Source organism: Anaerocolumna chitinilytica (assembly GCF_014218355.1).
Lineage (GTDB): Bacteria > Bacillota > Clostridia > Lachnospirales > Lachnospiraceae > Anaerocolumna > Anaerocolumna chitinilytica.
On sequence record NZ_AP023368.1, the window covers coordinates 2,080,461 to 2,101,123 of the forward strand.

A 20,663-nucleotide genomic window follows, 5' to 3' on the forward strand; every position below is an offset into this window, starting at 1 on the left:
ACAAGAATACATAATCATTTCTGCACAAGTTTGTGTTTGTAGCTTTGACACAAACAATAGAGGTATAGAGAAAGGTATGGAAGACAGATGGAAAAGATAGCTTTAATTACAGATTCTGCATGTGATATTGACGAAGAAACCCTTAAAAAATATAAAGTTCATGTTCTGCCCTTTAAGATTATATATAAAGAACGTGAATATACAGATGGGATAGATATCACTCCACAGGAAGTTTATATTAATATGAAAACGGAAATTCCAACATCTTCACAACCGGCAATGGAAGATATTGAAAAGCTGTATCAAAAGCTCCAAGAGGAGAATTATACCCATGTAATTTCGATTAATATTTCCAGCGGTATATCGGGGACGGTAAATGGGGTTGCACTTATCAGCAGCCAATATCCAGAAATAAGAACATTTCTTTATGATACAAAATCAACCTCTGCCATTCAGGGGATTCTGGTAAAGCAATGCGGGGAATTAATTGAGAAAGGGATTGAATTTGAAGAAATAGTCAAAGCAATTCCGGAAATGAAAAAGAAAGTGCATATGTATTTTGTATTCGGCACCCTGGAATATGCCATAAAAGGCGGCCGAATCGGTAAAATCTCCGGTACAATCGGAGATATTCTTAATATCAAGCCTATTGTAAGCTTTGATGATGAATTCGGACAATGTTATACCTGTGAGAAAATCAGAGGAAGGGTAAAGTCCATTAACCGCTTGATAGAAATGGGTGAGAAGTATACCGCTAAAAATAAATGTGATGCATATGTCATTCATGGAAATGTGGAAGAGGATGCCGTAAAAATATGCAGCAGACTTCGTATGAACCCAGGTATTAGAAATGTGTATTTAATCGGGCAAATTAGTGCTATTGTAGGGGTATATTGCGGCCCGGGTACAGTTGGCGTTTGTTATGCGGAAGTATAAGACAAGCCATATTAAAGAATATTAATGTAATAGAAAGATAAAAATTTAGAGATAGAAAATGTCTATACTTTCCTGTATGTTTGAAGGATTGTTGCAAAATAGCTAATTTACTCTTTTGAAAGGATTGGGGGTGTATAATAATACACTCCCAATCTTGTTTTAGAGTTTATTATGGCTATTTTGCTGCTGCCCCTTTATATTACTTTGCCTCTACCCTGATCCAGGTCTCACACCAGCAATTGTCGCCGCTTCCATAATATAACTCCAGCTCAAAGCCGTCTACTTTGTCATAGCTGGCAGTTGGGAGCCAGTCTGTATACACGCGGCTGGTGAGTTTTTGTATGACGTTGCTGGTTTCTTCAATTTTGTGTTTTTCACTTTTGAATATTGCCCAGGTCGCAGACGGTACCTCAATAGTCTTAAAACCGGAGGTATCACTTTTGTCCGTTTGGAAGGCAAAAATCATGTAGGGAAACTGATTGCTGTCTAATACTTCATAATCGCAGATAGAATTAATCAAACACAAATCCCTTGTCTCCTCGTCCTGTAGATGAGTTGATTGTCTCAGCTTTTCATATTGTCCGTTGGAAATCACTTCTTGCCAAAATAAAGGTATAGTTTGCAGATTTTCACCATTTTCAGAAGTAAAGACCCCTTCAATACCGTACACAGGAAAAGCTTCCTTTTTCTCAATTCTGTAATCCATAGGTATAGCTCCTTTTAATGTTAGTAGAAAAGAGATACGTGGATAAGCTCTTAACATAACGCCTTTACGACGTGCTAAGGAAGGAGTTGTGCCATGAAGGGAATTAAAAGCTCTGGTAAAAGCTTCCGGTGAGTCATAGCCGTATTTTAGAGCCAGATCAATTACTTTTATATTGCTGTTTTGGAGCTCAAAAGCCGCCAGTGTTAATCGTCTGCGCCTAATGTACTCAGATAAGGGAATCTCTGCAATAATTGAAAAGACTCTTTGCAGATTAACCAAGGAATAGCAGGCAATCGATGCAAGCTTATCCATATCGATTTCGTTACCCAGGTTCTCCTCAATATAGTCCAGAACTTTATTCATTCGTTCAAGCCATGTCATATTAACCTCCATGTTATGCACTTTTGCGTACATTGCTGATAAATGCTGCCTTCGCTTTACAACTCTCTCTTTTCTCTATACATAATGTAACATTGTATAAAAGAAAATGCCGTGCAGTCACTGTTCATTTATTGCAAGCCTCTTATGAGGATTCGATTTTAGTTGTTTTTTCTTCTATAATTAATTTTAATACAATTATAATTCCTATTGATAAAAAATAATAGAATGAGTTAAAATTATAGATGATTAACCCTAATAATGGTACAGATGGAAATCTATAAGCGGTTATTAGAAATCGGTGTAGGTGAACCTTATCACATCAGTGACTTTAGTTCCGATTTTTACAGCTATGTGGCAGCGAAGGAGAAGCGAGGAATTGAATTAAGCATAAATCACATCAGGTCGGAATGGGAATAATCAAATGAAAGGGGAAAGAAAGGGAACTATGAGCAGAAAACAAGAATGTACATTGGAGATTATGGAAGTCAGCACCGGAAACAGGACAGTATTAGGTCAGTTTGACCGTGTTATTGAGGCACCTAATTGGACCAGAGATGGTAAGGCCTTAATATATAACAGTGAAGGGCTCCTATATCGTTTTGAACTGGAGACACGTACTAGCAGCTGTATTGATACTGATTTTGCGAATCAGTGTAATAATGACCATGTGCTGTCAGCAGATGGTAGAATGCTTGCAATCAGCCATTTTGAGAAAGAAACAGCCGTATCTAAAATATATATTCTGCCAATTGAGGGTGGGATACCAAGATGTATTACTCCTAAGGGACCGAGTTACTTGCATGGCTGGTCACCTGATAAGAAAGAACTGGCTTATTGCGCAGAAAGAGAAGGTATATATGATGTCTATACTATATCTGCTGATGGCGGCAGTGAAAAAAGACTGACCTATACAGCCGGACTGGATGACGGGCCGGAATACGACCCCAAAGGAGAAAGAATCTGGTTTAATTCTTCACGTTCCGGCCTTATGCAGATTTGGTCGATGAACAGGGATGGCAGTGATCAGCGTCAAATAACAAATATTGAGATGAACTGCTGGTTTCCTCATGTGTCTCCGGAAGGGGATAGAGTTGTATATCTAACATACCGGCTAGATGAATTAAAACCGGAGGAACATTTACCGGATAAACATGTTCAGCTTCGGATTATGGATATAGACGGTAAGAATGACATGATGTTAGCAGAATTCATGGGTGGTCAGGGTACAATCAATGTGAATTCCTGGTCCCCGGACGGTAAGTATATAGCATATGTGGTTTATTAAACAAGTTGTTAATCACATACTAATCCTATAAGAACAAGGCTAGCCTTAATAAAGGGCTGGCCTTTGTTTTTATAATGGAATAGAGTACGAAGTAACGTGGCAGAAAAAGATACAAAAAGAATAGAAGCTTATAAAAATAGATAGAAACAAATAGCAACAAAAATAAACAAAATATATAAAACACCAATTTAATATTGACAAATATTATAGATTAAGCTAATATTGAGCTACCGATGAGCTGGAAGGTGAACATAAAAATTCATCATATGGAGGAAATCATGGCAAAAGATATATTCTATACAATTTATCAGGTTGCTGATTTACTGGGAATGCATCATAAAACAATAAGAAATTTTATTGCAGAGGGAAAGCTGGGGGCTACAAAAGTCGGAAAACAGTGGAGAATTTCAGACAGTGACTTATCTGCATTTATGGAGAAAGATAATAAAAAATCAGAAGGTAAGATAGAAGGGGAAACGTCATTAGAGTTTATGACAAATACAATGTCAACAGATATTACTAAAAGAAAGATAACGGTATCCTCTGTAATTGATATCAATGACATTAGTAAAAGCGAATATATGAGGCTTTCCAATACGCTTATTGCTTCCATGAACAGCAGAGATACGAAATTCCAGGACTCTACGCTCCATGTAAAATACTACGAAAGTGAGAGGCAACTAAAGATACTCCTTTGGGGGCCGGTAAAATTTATAGAAAGCATGATGGAATTGGTTACAATGTTGCTGGAGTCTGATTAGGTTTAAATACAGAAAGGAGAATATGACGGTATTTCAAAGTAAATACGCATAAATGAAAAAGATGAATATTAAAACGTTAGAAAGAAACAATACTTTAATTGCGATTATACAAAGTGAGGAAGTTATTATAACAGATGCTCAATCCGCATTGGATTTCATAATGTCTATCAATTATGAAACCGGCAGCAGACATATTGTTATAAATAAATCTGGGATTTCGGAGGAGTTCTTTCGGCTGAGCACCGGAATTGCTGGTGAAATCTTGCAGAAGTTTATTAATTATCATATGAAAGTGGCAATTATCGGAGACTTTTCCCATTATACAAGTAAACCTTTAAAAGACTTGATCTATGAGAGCAATCATGGAAAAGATACATTTTTTGTTTCCACAGAGGATGAGGCAGTTGAAAAGTTGGCAAGCATTTAATGCAGCAGTTGAAATATGGTACAATATAAATAGCTGGGGAATAAAAAAAGGGCAAAAAGCACAGGCTTAAGGATAAACCTGTGCTTTTTGCCCTTTTAAGCTTGAAAAGAGGGCTTATCCTCAGGAAAGGATTTTAATTCTTTTGTCAAATCTTCCAAGGTTATCTTTGATAATTCGGCTCGCATAGCCGCGATTGCATCATCCAGATGAGACATTAAGAGACTGCGGATATTACTTCCTACAGGGCAGGTACAGGAAGTATTGGAATGAAATTTAAAGATTTCATCCGTTTCATCTGTTTCAACAGCAGCATAAATGTCCCAAAGGGAAATTTCACTGACAGGCTTAGCAAGCTCCATTTTACTCCTGCCGGGTTTAATGGATATTAATTCTGCCTTTTTTAGTTTTAAGAATATATTGCGGATAATAACGGAATTACAACCTGCACTTTCAGCGGCAAGGTCACTGGTAATCCGCTTCTCCGGGAAAAAAGCAACCATCATCAGAGCATGAACTGCGATGGGAAATTGTGTACTGACACGCATATTTTATCACCCTATAAGATTGTAACCGATTTTGAAAAAAAAGTCAATTGTAATAGTTGACATTACAAAGTCGATGTGATATTATTGTAACGAAAAATATTACAGAAGGAGTATATTATATGGAGTTAATGAAAGCAATTGCACTGAGAAAGTCAGTGCGCGCGTATAATGATGAACAAATAGCAGAAGAGAAAATAGATACGATACTATCTGCCGGCAGTGCGGCACCTGTTGGTATGGGAAGATTTGATAATTTGCATATAACAGTAATCCAGAATAAGGACATAATCAATAAGATTTCAGCAGGCATCAAGGCAATGATGAAGAGAGAAGGAGATCCTCTCTATAATGCTCAGACACTGATTTTAGTTTCTTCCAAGGAAGCTGAGGCTCCCGGTATTGATTATACCAACGCCTCCTGTGTGATGGAAAATATGCTGCTGGCAGGAGCAGACCTTGGAATAGGAAGTGTTATTGTTTGGGGAATAGCTATGGTAGTTGAGGCCGATCAGAGCTTAAAAGATGCTCTTTCCATACCGGAAGGATACCATGCCCTTATTGGTGCAAGCTTTGGATATGCAGCAAATGCAGATCAAAAAGAGAAGGAATTAGTACAGAAGATTCAGACAAGCAGAGTGTAAATACAAGGTTATAGGGCTGTTAGCTTATGTTTGAAAAGAAATGTATTTATGATTGCTAAAATAGAAAAGACATTGTAAAGTTCTAACACTCTACAATGTCTTTTTTATTTACTAGTGATTTGTATGTTCAAGCCCCAAGCTCGTGACCTGTCTGCTTTTTCGGAAAATAAGAGACATAGTTTAAGTGATATAAGGAATTTGATAAGAAAAAAAGGAACTTGCCTGCACGAAGTTGACATCTCCAAGGAAAAGCAGTATAACTGTGTTATAATCAGACTTATTATTAAGGACAGAAACGTAGGGATGGGAGAAGAAAACCTTGAAGAGAAGAAGATTTACATATGATGAATGGTATGCTAATCTACCGCAAAAAAGATTCTGCCAGCAAAGGATAGATAACCCATTCTTTCATGGAATGGTACGGCTTATCTGCATGGATAAGGTGGAAGAGCCAATCCGCTGGAACTTTCAAAATGATAATATCCTTATAGGTGATGACGGTATGAAGTGGCTCGCATTGCTGCCGGATAAGGAATACTATGTAATCAGTGCCTTGATAAACCAGAAAGATGAAATTATATTGTGGTATATTGATATGATAGCGGATTCCGGGCTCGATGAAGACGGGATAGTGTATTATGATGATTTATATTTGGATTTGGTGGTTTATCCTGACGGTAAAATCTATATGGATGATATGGATGAATTGAAAGAAGCTTTTAATCAGAAGGACATTTCAGAGGAACTGTTTCAACTGGCTCTTAACACATGTGAGAATTTGAAGCTGGGATTGTTGGCAGATAAGAAGCAATTGATGAAGGTCTCAAAGGCATGCCTGCAGGAAATGCTAAGAGTTATCTAGAAAATTCCATATTAATCCATCTCTATATATAATAAGACTGCATCTTCAATTTTAAAAGGAGGCAGTCTTTTTATATTTATCTATTATTTACAGAATTGATATTTTATCAGGGTTTGCTTTATCAGTGTCTTCTGATGGAAGTTTATCATTGATTTCTTGCGGTAATTTAAAGGGAATATCACCTTCAAGGTTTTGCTTCCTGGTAAGGAGAATATAGGAGTTAATGCCTGCAGTAATCGGTATAATCAAGATAACTCCAAGGCTGCTGCAGAGTATGGATATTATTTCAGAGCAGAATACCTTTGAATTAATTATAGTGCCAAGGGAGTAATGCAGGTCTTTCATCCATAGGATAAGAGCCATGTAGCCTCCTATGAATGCAAAATAAAGCGTATTTGTAGTGGTTCCCAGGATATCTCTCGCAATATTTAAGCCGGATTGGTATAATTCGCGCTTTGAAATAGATGGATTATGAAGGTATACCTCATTCATGGAAGAAGAAATAGAGATAGCCGTATCAATAATCGCACCGATTAAGCTCATGATAATCGTACTGATAACAATTTTAGTAAAGTTGGTACCGATGAAAAGGGAGTAGAGGCTGATTTCTTCGAATTCCTCTTCACTAAAACCCTGTATACGCGTTGCAGATCCAATAATATAAATAAAGAAAAATAAAATAACTAAAGTAAGAAGTGTAGATAAAAAAGCAGCAGTGGTTTTGGGATGCTTCCCGTTAATGTAGAAAAGAGAAACATAGCTTATCAGGATACAGGCCAGAATTGTTACCACAATTGAGTTAACATTATGTGCAATCAGTATAATAGCAACATAAATAATAAAGAAATTTATCAGTAAGGAAAGAAAAGATTTTGTTCCCTTTTCTTTACCGATTATCTTCATAAGAAGAAAAAGAATAACGGCTAAAACAACTATTACATTCATCTGGTCAGACCACTCCTTTTCTTGAATTTTTGTTGCACGAATACCGTAGTGAACAAGGAAAGAGGAATGGCAAGAACGATTCCGATGCTTCCGGTGAGGGCACGAATCAGTTCCAGAGAAAGATTCATATAGAAGCTGTATCCTGTCTGAAAGCCATTTTTTAGATATATTAACAGCATAGGAATACCTCCGCTGACATAAGCAAAAAACAGTACATTTGTCATAGTACCCATAATATCTTTTCCAATTTCTCTGCCGGAATCCATTAAAGCCTTCGAGGAAAGGCTGGGATTGGTTTCACACAATTCATAGATGGAAGAGGAGATGGTAATGCACACATCCATAACAGCCCCAAGGCAGCCAACCAGAATCTCAGCCATAAAGATTTCGTGAGGAGGATGGGTTAGGAACTGCATCTCTTCATATCTAACACCCTTTTCATTGGTTACTTTCATTACAATATAGGCGATAATAAGCGTAAGAAAGGTACCAAGGAGTGTGGAAATAACTGCTGTAAAAGTCTTCTGGTTGTAGCCGCCGACCAGAATAAGTGAGAAGACGGTAAATACAATTACAACAATACTGCAGACCAGCAACAGATTGATTCCTTTTAAATACAAGTCCATCACAAGAGAGAAAAGAACAATATTAAAGATAAGACTAAATAAAGAGAAAAGCCCTTTCTTCTTGCCGACTGCTATAATAAAAACGGTAAAAAGAACAGCCATAAATACAAGATAGGTATCCCTCTTTAGCCCATTAATGGTTCCGCTAATAGCAGAAGCAGAGCTATCGTTTTTGTTAGCGTTGATACTAGTGTTATCCAGTGAAACAAACAGTTTGTCTCCCGCCTTATATTGGTTATCCGCTGCACCGGAATAGGAGTATTGGTTTTTTAACTCGACAGTTTTCCCTTTTAAGGCTCCATTTAGAATCTTGCCGGTGAGAACTTGCGTGTAAAGGATATCATTATTCTTATAATAATCCGTAATTTTTTCTTTTTTTACTATCTGTACAGTGGTTACCTTTACAATGGTTTCTTTATAGAAATTATAATCGTTATACACAAATAGGAGGGAAAATAAACAACAGATTGTTAACAGAGTATATAATAAGATTTTCTTTTTATGTAACATTAAGTTTTTCATATGCGCGCCTTTGACACAAATAATATGGTCTTAAAATCTCTAATCATCCTATCACAACGTTATTGAAATGTAAATCACTATATTTAATATAGTAAACCAAAGTCGAAGAAACATCGTCTAATAAATATAATATCAAATTTTTCAAGTATGGGGGCAAATGTTATGAAAAAAGTAACTATTCTATCCTTGCTATCTGTAGTGATAATGATTTTTGTTGTTTTATTATTAAATTTATCAGGAAAGAAACCATTTAAAGTATTACAGATGGATGATGTCATAAAAGTCGAGGTATTAGTACAACCACCTAATACAACGAAGGAAATATCGGATAGCGCACAGATTCAAAAATTAGTTGAGATTTTAAATAATGTTACAATCTACAAAAAAGATAATTCATGGAGAGAATATAGCGGCCAATATGTACAATATACAATTACCAAAAAGAATCGTGAGGTTATAACAATAGGGGCTTACAATCCGTTTTTGATTATAGATGATATTGGTTATAAAACAAAATATCAGCCTTGTGAAGATTTAAATGCACTAGCAAATTCTATAATTGGAGATTAATGTAGTTTCAGATATTTTTTATCTAACAGAGTCTATTCTGAAATAAATACTGGGTTATCCAATTTATCATATAAAACCGATAAATTGGATAACCCAGCAAAATGCTTTTTATGATTTTTGTACCCGATTTTAGAAGAATTGCTTCACTTAATAGCTATTTACGGATTGTTTCTTCTAGTACGGCTTGTTATCTTTTCCTGAATATCTATGAGAGCCGGAATAACAACAGGAAGGAATACAAGGCTTAGGAGCATGAGGCCGATTACTACTGCAATTGCAAGTTCCATCAGAATTACCAGGTTGGACGGATACAAGGTGGCAAAGGTTCCGGAGAGTATAATTGCAGCGGACAATACCACAGAACCGACATGTTTGGCTGCCAGTACGATAGCATCTTTTGGAGGAAGTTCCGGATATTCACGGAAGCGTTCCATCAAGAAGATACTATAATCAACGCCCAAAGCTGCAATCATGACAAATGCAAAGAAGGGAACATTCCATGCCATACCATTTGGATTGTTGTATAATACATCTGAAAGCCAGGAAGTAATCGACAGGGAAGTATAGTAAGCCGCAATCAGGGAACCGATGATATACACCGGAATCCAGAAGGAACGGGTAACTAAAATCAACAGTACAAAAATGGCCGAAAGTACAATAATCTGGGTAAAAGTAATATCATGGGTAGCCATATCACTCATATCCTTAGATACGGCTGTGGCTCCTGCAAAACCAAAGGATGCATTGTGAAGCTTTGAACCATTCAGGTTACTGTTTACAACTTCATTGAGGGTATCTATCAACTGTATGGAAGAATCTGCGTAAGGTTCGGTATCTAAGGTAATAGATAACTTCGCATAGGTTCTGTCGTCTGACATATATGCATTCAGCATTTTATTAATGTCATCGGAGTTTAAAGCTTCCTTCGGAATATAGAAGGATTTTGTGGCAGTTAACTGGTTAAGGAAATCATTTCCCTGGGTTAGACCATCGGTAATCTGAGTTAGACCGTCCTTTCCGGCACTGATACCATCCTTTAAATCACCTATTCCGCCGCCAAGAGCAGTAAGCTTTGTAGTAAGTGTTGCTACACCTTCGTGTATCTGATCAGCACCACTTTGCAGTTTAGCCATATTTGTGATTATCTGCTGCTGTCCTGCACTTCCTTTATTCAAGCCATCGGAGAGGGCCTTGGCACCTGTGGCCAGACTGTCGATTCCTTTAACCAATTCGGATTCTTCGGAAGTACTTGCTATTACAGATGATAGACCACTGCTTATCTGATTCAGCCCATTATTTAGCGCTGTATAATTCGTATTTGCCTGAGTCATTCCCTGAGATAACTGGTCAAGGGATTTCGATAGTGTGGCAAGATATGCTTTAAGAGTAGCAACGTCTACATCACCAGGCAGCTTTTTATCAAGGTTACCTACGGAAACTTCCATCATTTGTTCCAATTGTTTTAGCTGGCTGATTGAAGAAGTCATGGTTGTATAACCGTCTGCCAAGCTTACATAACCTGCTTTGATTTTATCCAAATTGGTCTTAATATCTTTCAGACCTTTATTCAAGGCGGCAATTCCTGTTTTTAGTTTCGTGGCACCATCAGACAGGGAGGAAGCACCCCCTGCACCTTGGGATATACCTGTGTCAACAGCCTTAAGTCCGCTATTAATCGCAGTAAGTCCATTTGCCAGATCACCAGCGCCTTTTGTCAGATCGTTAAGTTGAGAAAAGTCCGGAACGCTTAATTGATCTTCAATGGTACCAAGTCCGTCGTTTACTTTTCCTATCCCATCCTTAGCGTCAGACAAGCCTTTTGTTACTGTCTTAAGTTGACTGTCCGTATACAAATCGGCAATTGGACTGCCAAGAGGCTGGGTAGGCCCGGATACGGAGGCAACACCATTTACAGTTTTCAGGGCTTCTGTCAGATTATCAAGCGCAGCCAGTGCCTCGTTGTTATCCATGGCAGAGGGATTTTTGATAACCAGGGTTACAGGCATAGCCTTGCCGGCACCGAATTCATCGGAAATGATCTGAAAGCCTTTTACCGAAGGTGTACCTGCAGGCATATCAGCCATACTGTCAAAAGATAGTCTTGTGGTATTAAAGAATATTACCGGAGTGATAACAGCTGCAACAATTAATAATGAAAGGATAGGATGTTTTACACTGTTAGAGGTAAGTCCTGCCCAGAATTTACTTTCCTTATGTCCGGCAGCTGTTTTAGAAGGCCAGAAAAGGTGTGGTCCTAATATTCTCATTAATACCGGAGTCAGAGTGAGGATTTCAAGAAGCAGTATAGCAATTCCGATAGCTACGGAGTTGGCAGAGCGGTATACCGGGAACTGTACGAAGCTTAAGCTTACGAATCCCATAAATACAGTTAAGCCACTGTACAGAATGGTCTTACCGGAGGTTTTAAGACTCTTTATAACCGCATCATCAACAGAAAGCCCGTGGGATAACTCTTCCTTAAAGCGATTGAGTAACAGTATATGATAGTCAGTACCGATACCAAAGAGTATTACAATGATAAACATCTGGGTAAAGTTGGTGATGGGGAAGCCAAAAGCTGTATTGAGGAGACCTACAATACCCATTGAGCAAATGTAAGAAATTCCTACCGCTAAGAGGGAAACCAAAGGAGTAACAGCAGAGCGGAACATCAGGATTAGTACTACCAGGATAAAGATAATGGTGATAGCACCGCTCTTTTCCACGCCTTTATTAACGGTGTTCATATAGTCATTGGCTATTGCAGGTCCGCCGGTTATATAATGTTCAACGGGAATATCTTTTACGGCAGTATCAAAGCTGTCAATAATCTCTTTTCGGTTTCTGTCAGCGCTGTCATATGTAATCTGAACCATCAAAGTGGTTTTATCTTCAGATATTAGCTGATCCTTAGCTGAGGGTGTACCAAAAGGGTCAATAAGATTGGTGATTTTTAAGTTTTCTTTATCAGCTTTTAACTTGTCAATTCCTTTGCTGATAGCATCCATGTCATCATCGGACAGGGATTTTTCATTGTGAAATACTACGATTAAAGTATCGCCGCTGGAAGTGTTCATTTCATCCAGCATTTTTTGGGCAACGTTGGAAGGAGAATCTTCCTGTAGTGTCGCTTCCCCTTTTCCGCCGAGAATACTGCTGATGTCAGGCTGGTTAAATACAAATAGTACAGTTACGGCAACCCAAATAGCTAATATCAGATAGCGGAAGCGAATCATATTGCGCATATTTATTCCTCCTTAATTGAAATGCATTTGTACAAGATGTTTGATATAAAACACTTGTATATTATCTCAAGTGAGAGTATTTTAGTATAAGAGAAGATTTGATTCAATCGTTAATACAGGGGTATTTTGTGGGATAATCGACAAATAAGGGACAATTGTAGAATAGTTTATAAAAAAATTATAATAAATCAAAGATTTAAGGTTCGTGAAAGGAGTTATGATGAAGGATAATATCAATGACCGCAGGGTAAGAAGGACAAAAAAACTTTTGACCAAGAGTCTTACTACTTTGATGAGGGAAAAGAAAATAAATAAAATTACCGTTACGGAGCTGACAGAGTTAGCTGATGTGAACCGTTCTACCTTTTATCTATATTACAAAGATATTTATGATATGGTTGAAAAGATTGAAAATGAAATGTTTGATGATTTTAGCATAGAGCTGAACAAATTGTATCTTTCAGAAACGAAAAAGGAAAGCACTCTGTCTTTCTTTATTTTTGTCTTTGATTTCATCAGAGAGAATGCTGATATCTGCAAGATTCTTTTAGGAGAGGATGGTGATTACAACTTCTTAAATAAATTCAAAGAAGCAATTCTAAAGTACCAGCCGCCCATCATGTATAAAATGGGAGATGATATGGGAAGGTATTTTATGCCCTTTGCCATCTCCGGCTGTATCGGAGCAATCCAGCAGTGGCTGGAGGATGATCTGAAAATATCTTCCATGGATATGTCGCTTTTCTTAATGGATTTGATAACCGGTGGTATCAAATCCATAGACGAAGAATTTATCTTAAGAGATTAGAAAAAAGGGAAGAATTGTATTGTTATATTGACTTATATAGATTATCTATCTATAATGATATATATAGATAATCTATATAAAGGAGGCCGATATATGCCTATTGATAAAAGTCTGCTGACGGGCAGTACAACAACTTTAATTTTGAAACTGTTGGAAGAAAAAGATATGTACGGTTACCAAATGATTGAAACCCTTGCAAAAAAGTCAGATGATACATTTACTCTAAAAGCAGGTACTTTATATCCTATTTTGCATGGTCTAGAAAAGGACAAGATGGTGGAGTCCTATGACGATAAAACAGATGGGGCAAGAGTAAGAAAGTACTACCATATCACTACAAAAGGGCAGAAGCTTTTGAAAGAAAAGGAACAAGAGTGGGAAGTCTATACCTCGGCAGTTAATAAGGTATTGAAAGGGGGTATAGCTTATGCAGCCACTTGACGAAGTAAGAAAATACAGCCAAACCGTATGCGAACAAATAAGGTGGAAAAAAGCGCATAGCGTAATTACTGAAGAATTAGAGAATCATATATACGACCAGAGAGATGTATTTATACAGGAAGGTAAAGGGGAGGAAGAGGCAACCTATTGTGCGATAAATGAAATGGGGGATGCAGTCAGTGTCGGTTCACAATTGGACATCATTCACAGGCCAAAGCCTCAATGGATACTAATTACCTTAACGTTAGTATTGATATTGATGGGAGGGGGAATCAGTAGTTTAAATAGTATTCAATGGAATGCACAGAGTAATTTTCATATTTTACCTTTTGTTGGCGCAGTAGCAGTATTTTTCACTGCTTATTTTGTGGATTTTTCTATATTGGGAAAGTACCCGAAACAGTGCTATTTTCTGATTATGGTAATTGGATTGGCAGGGTTGTTATTCTCTTCTCAGGTTAATGGGAAAGCATGGTTTATATGGGGTGATATTTCGTTAGGATTGGTATATTTATCCTTACTATTTCCATTAACGTATTCATTATTCATCTACACAATGAGAAATAGGGGAATAATTGGTATCATCTTTAGTGGTGTAGGTTATATTCCATATGCAATTATTTTATTGCTTATTCCTACAGTTACAGGTTTTATATTGTATACTTTTTCAGCTCTTGTCCTTCTTTGTGTCGCTGTTACACGGGGGTGGTTTGGGGGCAGTAGAAAAAGAGGTTTACTTTTAGTGATAATCCCTGCAGTTACTGCAACTGCACTTCTATCTTATTGGTTTGTGCTCAATTCCTATCGGATAAGCCGTATTAGTGCTTTTTTACATCCATATTCTGATCCAAAGGGCTATCAGATTCTTCTCATTCGGAATATGTTATCGAAAGCAGAATTTATCGGAAAAGGTGCGGCCTTTGAGCAAATGAGTACGAATTCCATGTTCAACCCGCTATATGGAACTGATTTGGTACTGACGGCATTGACATCATATTATGGGTGGATTGCATTTTTTGGTGTTGTGATTGTTTTTGCTGCCTTTTCTATCATAGGATTCCTTTATATAGCAAAGCAAAAAAGCGTTCTGGGAGTAATGGTATCATTGTCAATTCTTCTTACTGTTGTAATACAGACGGTGGTTTATATCATCGGTAATTTAGGTTACGGTTTATTATCGGTACTTTCCTTGCCTCTGGTATCTTATGGTAAAACGGCATTGTTAATCAATTCAATGCTTATTGGATTTATGCTTTCCGTATTTCGAACGGGGAGTATTTTTAAGGATAGTTGTAAGCCTTATAATAAGCAAAATTCATTTATTCTCTATGAAGACGGAAGATTGATAATACAGTTAAGAAAAAGGAAAGAATTATACATAACGAAATAGTTAAAACGACACTAAGCTAGACTCCAGAAAAGAGTTACTGATTGAGCAGAGAGACCTGCTGGAGGCGAGGGTTGAAGAGATAACGATGACTTTGGAGCGTCTGAATCAAAAGATTGAACGTTATCAGCAGATTGTAGTTCCTGATAAGAAAGAATTATAATATTAATAATAGGCCGCCCGGAGTAATGATATGCTTCCTCCGAAGTAACAGATTTTTATATTTTATCTGTCTACTTTAGAGGAAGCATATCAATTCAAAATCTGGGCGGCTCTTATTATCTATATATGGGGTAATAATTAACTTTCACACATTGAGGAAAATAAATCATATAATTCCGGCAGTACCTTCTTTAGGGAAACAGGGCGCTTTCTTACTGAATCAAAATAACAGTGACTGCTTTCTCCGGTAGTTCTGAGTTTCCCGGTTGCAGCGTCAGTAATTTCATAATATACCGTCATTTTGGTTACGGTGATAGAACGGATAGAAACTTTTATATTTACAGTATCCCCAAAGCGAACCATGGATTTATATTCACAGGATAAACCCAGCAGAGCAAAGTCAATTCCTTCCTTTACCGCACGGTCATAACCAAAACCAATTTGCTCCATAAAGTCCACACGGGCTTCTTCCATCCAATGAATGTAATTAGCATGGTGGATGATGCCCATCTGGTCTGTTTCATAATAATTTGCTTTTCTGACATAAGGGTTAATATTCATTATAACAGCCTTTCTTTACACATTCATCTGGCATTCCGTTAAAAAAATCTATGCCAGCTTTTCGTATAGATTAACTTCACCGGGTTTCTCCAGAAAATCAGGAAAAGCAGAGGTAGCTTCTTTAAAATGCTTTGCCTGCATATGTTCATTCAGAGATTTCATATCATCCCACTCTTCGATAATTGTTAAAATTTTAGAATCGGATGTATCTTGAAATAATTCATAACGGATACAACCGGCATCCTTTTCATTGGTGTCCTTTACAAGCTGCTTGGCTATAGTAAGGAATTCACTTAATTTATCTGCTTTGATATAATTTTTTGCAACTACTTTAATCATTTTGAATTCTCCTTTTATTAATTTAGTTCATACAAGCTTATTATAAAGGTTATTTGTAATGAATGCAAATGAAGAAGTGGATAATATTTGCATTTTACATCTATTCTGTTATAATTTCCTATAAAAAGCTTGACTTAAAAAGCCGACAGCAGCCCTGGACCCGGTAGCGGAATATGAAATATATACGAAATTCAATGAGATAGTCGGTAAAAGGACAGCGGTCTATATCAGCCATAGACTTTCTTCCTGTAGGTTCTGCGATGAAATAGCTGTCTTCCATGAAGGTGAAATGATTGAGCAGGGAAGTCATGAAGAATTACTGGCGAATAAAAAAGGCAAGTATAGTGAGCTCTGGAATACCCAGGCACAATATTATTTAAAGGATGCATAGCAGTTCAGTTATCCTTTAATCTGCTAAAAATGCCAGGCTGTATGGTAATCGTATGTAATGAACGATTACCATACAGCCTGGCGATAATTTTTTTAGCCGTTGGTTTTACTCCACAGATTTTAAAGATTCTATCATATCTATCTGTCTGAGTTTGAAATACGTATTTATCTGCATAACCAGAGAAAAGACCATGGTTATGAGGAAAGTCCATAAAAAGCTTAAGCCTTTTACGGATTTGAAGTATACAAATTCGTCTCTTGATATCATACCCATAACAAAACCGTGGAAAACCACACCTAATAAAAGGCCGACTCCGATACTGATTATGGTCAGAAGAAGAGCTTCCCGGTAAATATACTCATTTGTTTCCATGTCATTAAAACCAAGAACCTTTAAAGTGGCAATTTCACGTTTCCTTTCACTGATATTAATTGAAGTCAGATTGTAGAGAACAATCACTGCCAGGAGGGAGGAGATTACTACAAGGAGGAGAACAACGCTGTTTAGGCTGCTGTTTTCCTTGATAGCACGGGTAAGAATATCCTTTGTAAAAGTAACATTGATTACATTTTTACTAGCAAGAAGGCTTTTGGCAAGAGCAGCACCATCACCCTTATAATCCGAAACTATCATGTTGTAAGTGGGTTCTGATTGAAAGGTTTTCGTGTAAAGAGCCTTACTGATGTAGATATAATTCTTTATATGGTTCTCTGCAATAGCACTTATGGGCAAAGAGTAGGAATTATTATCGGGGTCCTTCATACTTAGTGCATCACCTATCTTAAGATGAAAGAGCTCAGCAATTTTTTCTGATATAATTACACCATTATCATTAAGACTGATGGCTGAACCATTCTTGTAATTGCTTAACTTATAATAGTCTGTAAATGCCTTCTTGTCCTCAGGTGTAATTAAATAGGCATCCAGCTCTTTCTTTTTGGAGAGAGCGGTTACGGAAATTTGCTTAATCAGCAAAGGGTTTATGACTTCTCCTTTCTCTAACAGAGAAGTAAGTTCATTATCCATACTATTGGTGTCTTCTTTTAAAACAATCATATCGTTGTAACGGAAGATATCTCCGTACTGTTTCTCTGCCACCCCGGTAATGCTGTCTTTTACTCCAAAGCCCGTAAGCAGCAGGGCTGTGCAGCCGGATATACCGATAACAGTCATAAATACTCTGGGTTTATACCGGAAGATATTACGCATTGTAACCTTCCAGGTAAAGGAAAGATGCTTCCAGATTACACCGATACGTTCTAAAAGAATAATCTGCCCTTTTTTGGGTGGAATGGGTCGCATCAGGGCAGCCGGATGCTCTTTTAACTCATGACGGCAGAAGATAATAGTTACAATGGTCATAAGGAATACCGCTACCACCAGAATCAGAAGAAAGCTAATGGCATTAAATTGCAGGTTTAACGGCGGCAGAATATACGGAAAGCACTTATAAACAATTTGAGGAATTACACTGCAGCCTATAAAATATCCGCTGATACTGCCTAAAACAGTAGCAGTCAGTACATAAAGCAAATAGGTGGTAACGATACTTGGATCACTAAAGCCTAAAGAAGCAAGGGTACCAAGTTCTCCCCTTTCTTCAGCAATCATTCGTCCCATGGTATTGGAAGTCATCAAAACAACGATGAGAATAAAGAACAAGGGAATGACTACAGCAATCTGCTGTATTGTGCCAGCTGCAGTTTTTATATCATCGTACCCGTTAATCACATTACTTCGTTCCAGAATTGTCCACTTTGGTTTTTCTATATCTGCCAGTTTGTCTTTTGCTTCGTTTAGTTTGGATTCCCCATCAGATATCTTGGTTTGGAATTCTTTTAAATTTTTGTTGTACTTATCATAACCGTCATTTATCTTTTTATCATTCTTAGCAAGTTCTTTCTTTCCCTTTTCTATCTGAACTTTGGCACTGTCTATTTGTGTATGAAAGGCAGCGATACCCCCATTTAGTTCTTTTTCCTTGACAGTCAGGTTCTGAATGGAATTCTTCAAGGAAAGAAGACCTTGATAAGCAACGGTGTAGTTCTGCAGCTGTGCATCAAGTTCTTTATATTGAGGGCTGTCTTTTGGCAATTGGCTCATGTTTGTTTTCAAAGTGTCTAGAGCAGAGCCAAGTTCGGCTATCTTGCCATCCAACTCACTCCTTTTTATGCCGTTCTTTGCTAAAGCAGAATCAATCTGGGCCCACCCGTCTGCTATTTGTTTCTTCGCATCTGCAAAGGTTGCATTTTGTTTTGTGATAGTTTTATTCAGATCGGATTCTTTTTCTGAGAGCTCTTTTTTTGCGGTGTTTAATTTGGATGCATTCTTATCGAGAGTTTTTTTAGCATCCGATAGCTTCTTTTCACCTTTAGCCTTTTCCTTCTCAAAATCCCTTTGTTTGCTTAAGATTTTATTATTTGCCTTATCATATATTTCCTGATATCTGGCAGTCTCTCTGGAAGACTTTATACTTTCAATTTCAGTTTGCAGCTTTGTAGTCTTAGCTTTGTATTCTGAAGAAAAGGCATTGAGATTATCTGTTCCGGCTGCCAGAATATTGATATTGGTAAAGGCTTCGAGGATAAAATTCTCTTTTTTTACATAAAGAAAGGAATAGAGTTTACCGTCTCCTACAATAGTACTTCCATAATCTGCGTTGAGAAACAAGGGAGTTTTTATGGTACCGACAACAGTGAATTCTGTATTCTTTAGTTTATCACTTTCATCACTGGTAATCTTAATTTTATCTCCAAGATTATAATGGCTGTTATCTGCAATACATTCGGTCAAAGTTTCCGGCATACGGCCTTTAAGGAGTTGTACTGTATTGATGTCCTGTTCCAGGGCTTGAATTCTTAGTGCATTACCATCCGCCAGTACATCCAGGGAATAGCTGGGGGTTACTGTACGAATATTTTTCAGAGCTTTTAGGGCAGTTACATCTTCCGAGGTCAGCCCCATGGTGCTGACAATCTGAAAGTTCATTAGTTTCTGGGTCTGCATATAATTGCTGAGGGAAGAAGTGATATCAGGAACACTTTCATTGATTCCTGCAAAGAAGCCTACTCCTACCAGTATAATCATAAAAAGAGAGAGAAATCTCCCGATGGACTTTTTTATTTTAATCAAAGTATTTTTATAAAGCACTTTTCTCACCACACAATCTCACTTGGACTTTTCGGATTTTCATTTTCAACAATATGATGGACGGTTCCGTTCTTAATGTGAATAACCTTATCAGCAATATCTGCTAAAACCGCATTATGGGTAATAATAATTGTTGTTGTGCCCATGGTTCTGCAGGTATTTTGAAGCAATTCTATGATAAGCTGTCCGGTGGTGCTGTCAAGGGCTCCGGTAGGCTCATCACATAATAAAAGCTTGGGATTTTTTGCAATGGCTCTTGCAATTGCCACACGCTGCTGCTCACCGCCGGAGAGCTGAGCTGGAAAGTTATTCATGCGTTCTGCCAAACCGACTTGTTCCAGGATGGATTTGGGATCCAGGGAATCACGGCATATCTGACAGGCCAGCTCTACATTTTCAAGAGCTGTCAGATTGGCTACCAGATTGTAGAATTGAAATACAAATCCGATATCATTTCTTCTGTAATTTATAAGATTCCGCTTATTATAATTATGAACTTCCTTTTCATCCACCAGGATACTGCCATCACTGGGACTATCCATGCCGCCAAGTAGATTCAATACGGTAGTTTTTCCTGCTCCTGAAGGCCCAAGAATTACGACCAGCTCTCCTTTTTCTACGGAGAAAGAGCAGTCTCTAACAGCAGTTATGGTAACATCTCCTATGTTATATTCTTTTTTTATATTCTTTAGCTCGATAAATGCCATGGGTACAATCCTCCAAGATATTGAACATGATGTTGTATAAATTTCTCTGATATAGTATACTGACTTCGTGGCTTTCATTCAATAATCAAAATAGAAAGATATGAAATTTAGGCAACATATTTTATTAATGTGTTGGAAAATTAATAGAACTTTAATAGAAGGTTTTCCAAGTACTGAAGTTTTTACACTTGTATAAAAAACTTTGGTGTTTGGTATAAGTAAAGAAGATATTATAAAAAGTGTTAGATATAAGTAAAGAAGATGT

20 protein-coding genes are annotated in these 20,663 nt (G+C 37.4%); 11 read left to right on the forward strand and 9 right to left on the reverse strand.

Features of this window, described 5'->3' with window-relative positions; translation table 11 throughout:
- Positions 1-87 precede the first annotated feature (87 nt).
- Positions 88-936 carry a DegV family protein gene (locus bsdcttw_RS08985; RefSeq protein WP_185259038.1) on the forward strand — a complete coding sequence of 283 codons (849 nt, stop codon included), beginning with the start codon at positions 88-90 and terminating at the stop codon, positions 934-936.
- Between the two features lie 199 nt (positions 937-1,135).
- Here bsdcttw_RS08985 and bsdcttw_RS08990 read toward each other — a convergent pair whose 3' ends face one another.
- The gene (locus tag bsdcttw_RS08990; RefSeq protein ID WP_185259039.1) at positions 1,136-2,023 is read right to left on the reverse strand and encodes an AraC family transcriptional regulator; all 888 of its coding nucleotides are present in this window, start codon (positions 2,021-2,023) and stop codon (positions 1,136-1,138) included.
- A gap of 258 nt (positions 2,024-2,281) precedes the next feature.
- Between bsdcttw_RS08990 and bsdcttw_RS08995 the strand changes: the two genes are divergently transcribed.
- The 4 genes from bsdcttw_RS08995 to bsdcttw_RS09010 all read left to right on the forward strand — a co-directional run bounded on the left by bsdcttw_RS08995 (position 2,282) and on the right by bsdcttw_RS09010 (position 4,496).
- On the forward strand, positions 2,282-2,440 hold the full coding sequence (locus tag bsdcttw_RS08995) for a hypothetical protein (RefSeq protein WP_207726519.1): 159 nt from the start codon (positions 2,282-2,284) through the stop codon (positions 2,438-2,440).
- A 4-nt stretch (positions 2,441-2,444) separates the two neighbouring features.
- The gene (locus bsdcttw_RS09000) at positions 2,445-3,308 is read left to right on the forward strand and encodes a TolB family protein (RefSeq protein WP_185259041.1); all 864 of its coding nucleotides are present in this window, start codon (positions 2,445-2,447) and stop codon (positions 3,306-3,308) included.
- A 278-nt stretch (positions 3,309-3,586) separates the two neighbouring features.
- The gene (locus bsdcttw_RS09005) at positions 3,587-4,069 is read left to right on the forward strand and encodes a helix-turn-helix domain-containing protein (RefSeq protein WP_185259042.1); all 483 of its coding nucleotides are present in this window, start codon (positions 3,587-3,589) and stop codon (positions 4,067-4,069) included.
- Positions 4,070-4,130: 61 nt separating this feature from the next.
- Positions 4,131-4,496, forward strand: coding sequence for a DUF4180 domain-containing protein (locus bsdcttw_RS09010; RefSeq protein WP_185259758.1), 366 nt, complete (start codon positions 4,131-4,133; stop codon positions 4,494-4,496).
- 95 nt (positions 4,497-4,591) lie between these two features.
- On the opposite strand, the gene bsdcttw_RS09015 is transcribed toward bsdcttw_RS09010, so the two are convergent.
- Positions 4,592-5,041, reverse strand: a complete 450-nt coding sequence (locus bsdcttw_RS09015) for an Rrf2 family transcriptional regulator (protein WP_185259043.1) — start codon at positions 5,039-5,041, stop codon at positions 4,592-4,594.
- 119 nt (positions 5,042-5,160) lie between these two features.
- Here bsdcttw_RS09015 and bsdcttw_RS09020 point away from each other — a divergent pair, with 119 nt between their 5' ends.
- Together bsdcttw_RS09020 and bsdcttw_RS09025 are read left to right on the forward strand one after the other, a co-directional pair.
- Positions 5,161-5,682, forward strand: a complete 522-nt coding sequence (locus bsdcttw_RS09020) for a nitroreductase family protein (protein ID WP_185259044.1) — start codon at positions 5,161-5,163, stop codon at positions 5,680-5,682.
- 319 nt (positions 5,683-6,001) lie between these two features.
- Positions 6,002-6,544, forward strand: a complete 543-nt coding sequence (locus bsdcttw_RS09025) for a DUF402 domain-containing protein (protein WP_185259045.1) — start codon at positions 6,002-6,004, stop codon at positions 6,542-6,544.
- Between the two features lie 87 nt (positions 6,545-6,631).
- On the opposite strand, the gene bsdcttw_RS09030 is transcribed toward bsdcttw_RS09025, so the two are convergent.
- Both bsdcttw_RS09030 and bsdcttw_RS09035 read right to left on the reverse strand, forming a co-directional pair.
- Positions 6,632-7,489: a YibE/F family protein gene (locus bsdcttw_RS09030; protein WP_185259046.1), complete on the reverse strand. Its 858-nt coding sequence runs from the start codon at positions 7,487-7,489 to the stop codon at positions 6,632-6,634.
- Positions 7,486-8,637 (reverse strand): YibE/F family protein, encoded by a 1,152-nt coding sequence (locus tag bsdcttw_RS09035; protein WP_185259047.1) that lies wholly within the window; start codon positions 8,635-8,637, stop codon positions 7,486-7,488. Before bsdcttw_RS09035 ends, bsdcttw_RS09030 begins: the two co-directional genes overlap by 4 nt.
- 162 nt (positions 8,638-8,799) lie before the next feature.
- Here bsdcttw_RS09035 and bsdcttw_RS09040 point away from each other — a divergent pair, with 162 nt between their 5' ends.
- Positions 8,800-9,207: a hypothetical protein gene (locus tag bsdcttw_RS09040; RefSeq protein ID WP_185259048.1), complete on the forward strand. Its 408-nt coding sequence runs from the start codon at positions 8,800-8,802 to the stop codon at positions 9,205-9,207.
- Between the two features lie 158 nt (positions 9,208-9,365).
- Here bsdcttw_RS09040 and bsdcttw_RS09045 read toward each other — a convergent pair whose 3' ends face one another.
- Complete coding sequence (locus tag bsdcttw_RS09045) at positions 9,366-12,452, reverse strand: MMPL family transporter (protein ID WP_185259049.1); 3,087 nt, start codon at positions 12,450-12,452, stop codon at positions 9,366-9,368.
- A gap of 220 nt (positions 12,453-12,672) precedes the next feature.
- On the opposite strand from bsdcttw_RS09045, the gene bsdcttw_RS09050 reads away from it, so the two are divergent.
- The 3 genes from bsdcttw_RS09050 (at position 12,673) to bsdcttw_RS09060 (ending at position 15,091) form a co-directional block, all read left to right on the forward strand.
- The gene (locus bsdcttw_RS09050) at positions 12,673-13,260 is read left to right on the forward strand and encodes a TetR/AcrR family transcriptional regulator (RefSeq protein WP_185259050.1); all 588 of its coding nucleotides are present in this window, start codon (positions 12,673-12,675) and stop codon (positions 13,258-13,260) included.
- Positions 13,261-13,353: 93 nt separating this feature from the next.
- Positions 13,354-13,701 carry a PadR family transcriptional regulator gene (locus bsdcttw_RS09055; protein WP_185259051.1) on the forward strand — a complete coding sequence of 116 codons (348 nt, stop codon included), beginning with the start codon at positions 13,354-13,356 and terminating at the stop codon, positions 13,699-13,701.
- A complete protein-coding gene (locus bsdcttw_RS09060; protein ID WP_185259052.1) occupies positions 13,688-15,091 on the forward strand; it encodes an FtsW/RodA/SpoVE family cell cycle protein in 1,404 nt (467 codons plus the stop codon). Before bsdcttw_RS09055 ends, bsdcttw_RS09060 begins: the two co-directional genes overlap by 14 nt.
- 297 nt (positions 15,092-15,388) lie before the next feature.
- Here the strand turns inward: bsdcttw_RS09060 and bsdcttw_RS09065 are convergent, their stop codons facing one another.
- The 4 genes from bsdcttw_RS09065 to bsdcttw_RS09085 all read right to left on the reverse strand — a co-directional run bounded on the left by bsdcttw_RS09065 (position 15,389) and on the right by bsdcttw_RS09085 (position 20,398).
- Complete coding sequence (locus bsdcttw_RS09065) at positions 15,389-15,811, reverse strand: acyl-CoA thioesterase (RefSeq protein ID WP_185259053.1); 423 nt, start codon at positions 15,809-15,811, stop codon at positions 15,389-15,391.
- Positions 15,812-15,859: 48 nt separating this feature from the next.
- Complete coding sequence (locus bsdcttw_RS09070) at positions 15,860-16,150, reverse strand: putative quinol monooxygenase (RefSeq protein WP_185259054.1); 291 nt, start codon at positions 16,148-16,150, stop codon at positions 15,860-15,862.
- A gap of 496 nt (positions 16,151-16,646) precedes the next feature.
- On the reverse strand, positions 16,647-19,700 hold the full coding sequence (locus tag bsdcttw_RS09080) for an FtsX-like permease family protein (RefSeq protein WP_225903823.1): 3,054 nt from the start codon (positions 19,698-19,700) through the stop codon (positions 16,647-16,649).
- Positions 19,697-20,398: an ABC transporter ATP-binding protein gene (locus bsdcttw_RS09085; protein ID WP_185259056.1), complete on the reverse strand. Its 702-nt coding sequence runs from the start codon at positions 20,396-20,398 to the stop codon at positions 19,697-19,699. The genes bsdcttw_RS09080 and bsdcttw_RS09085 overlap by 4 nt, the downstream gene beginning before the upstream one ends.
- Positions 20,399-20,663 lie beyond the last annotated feature (265 nt).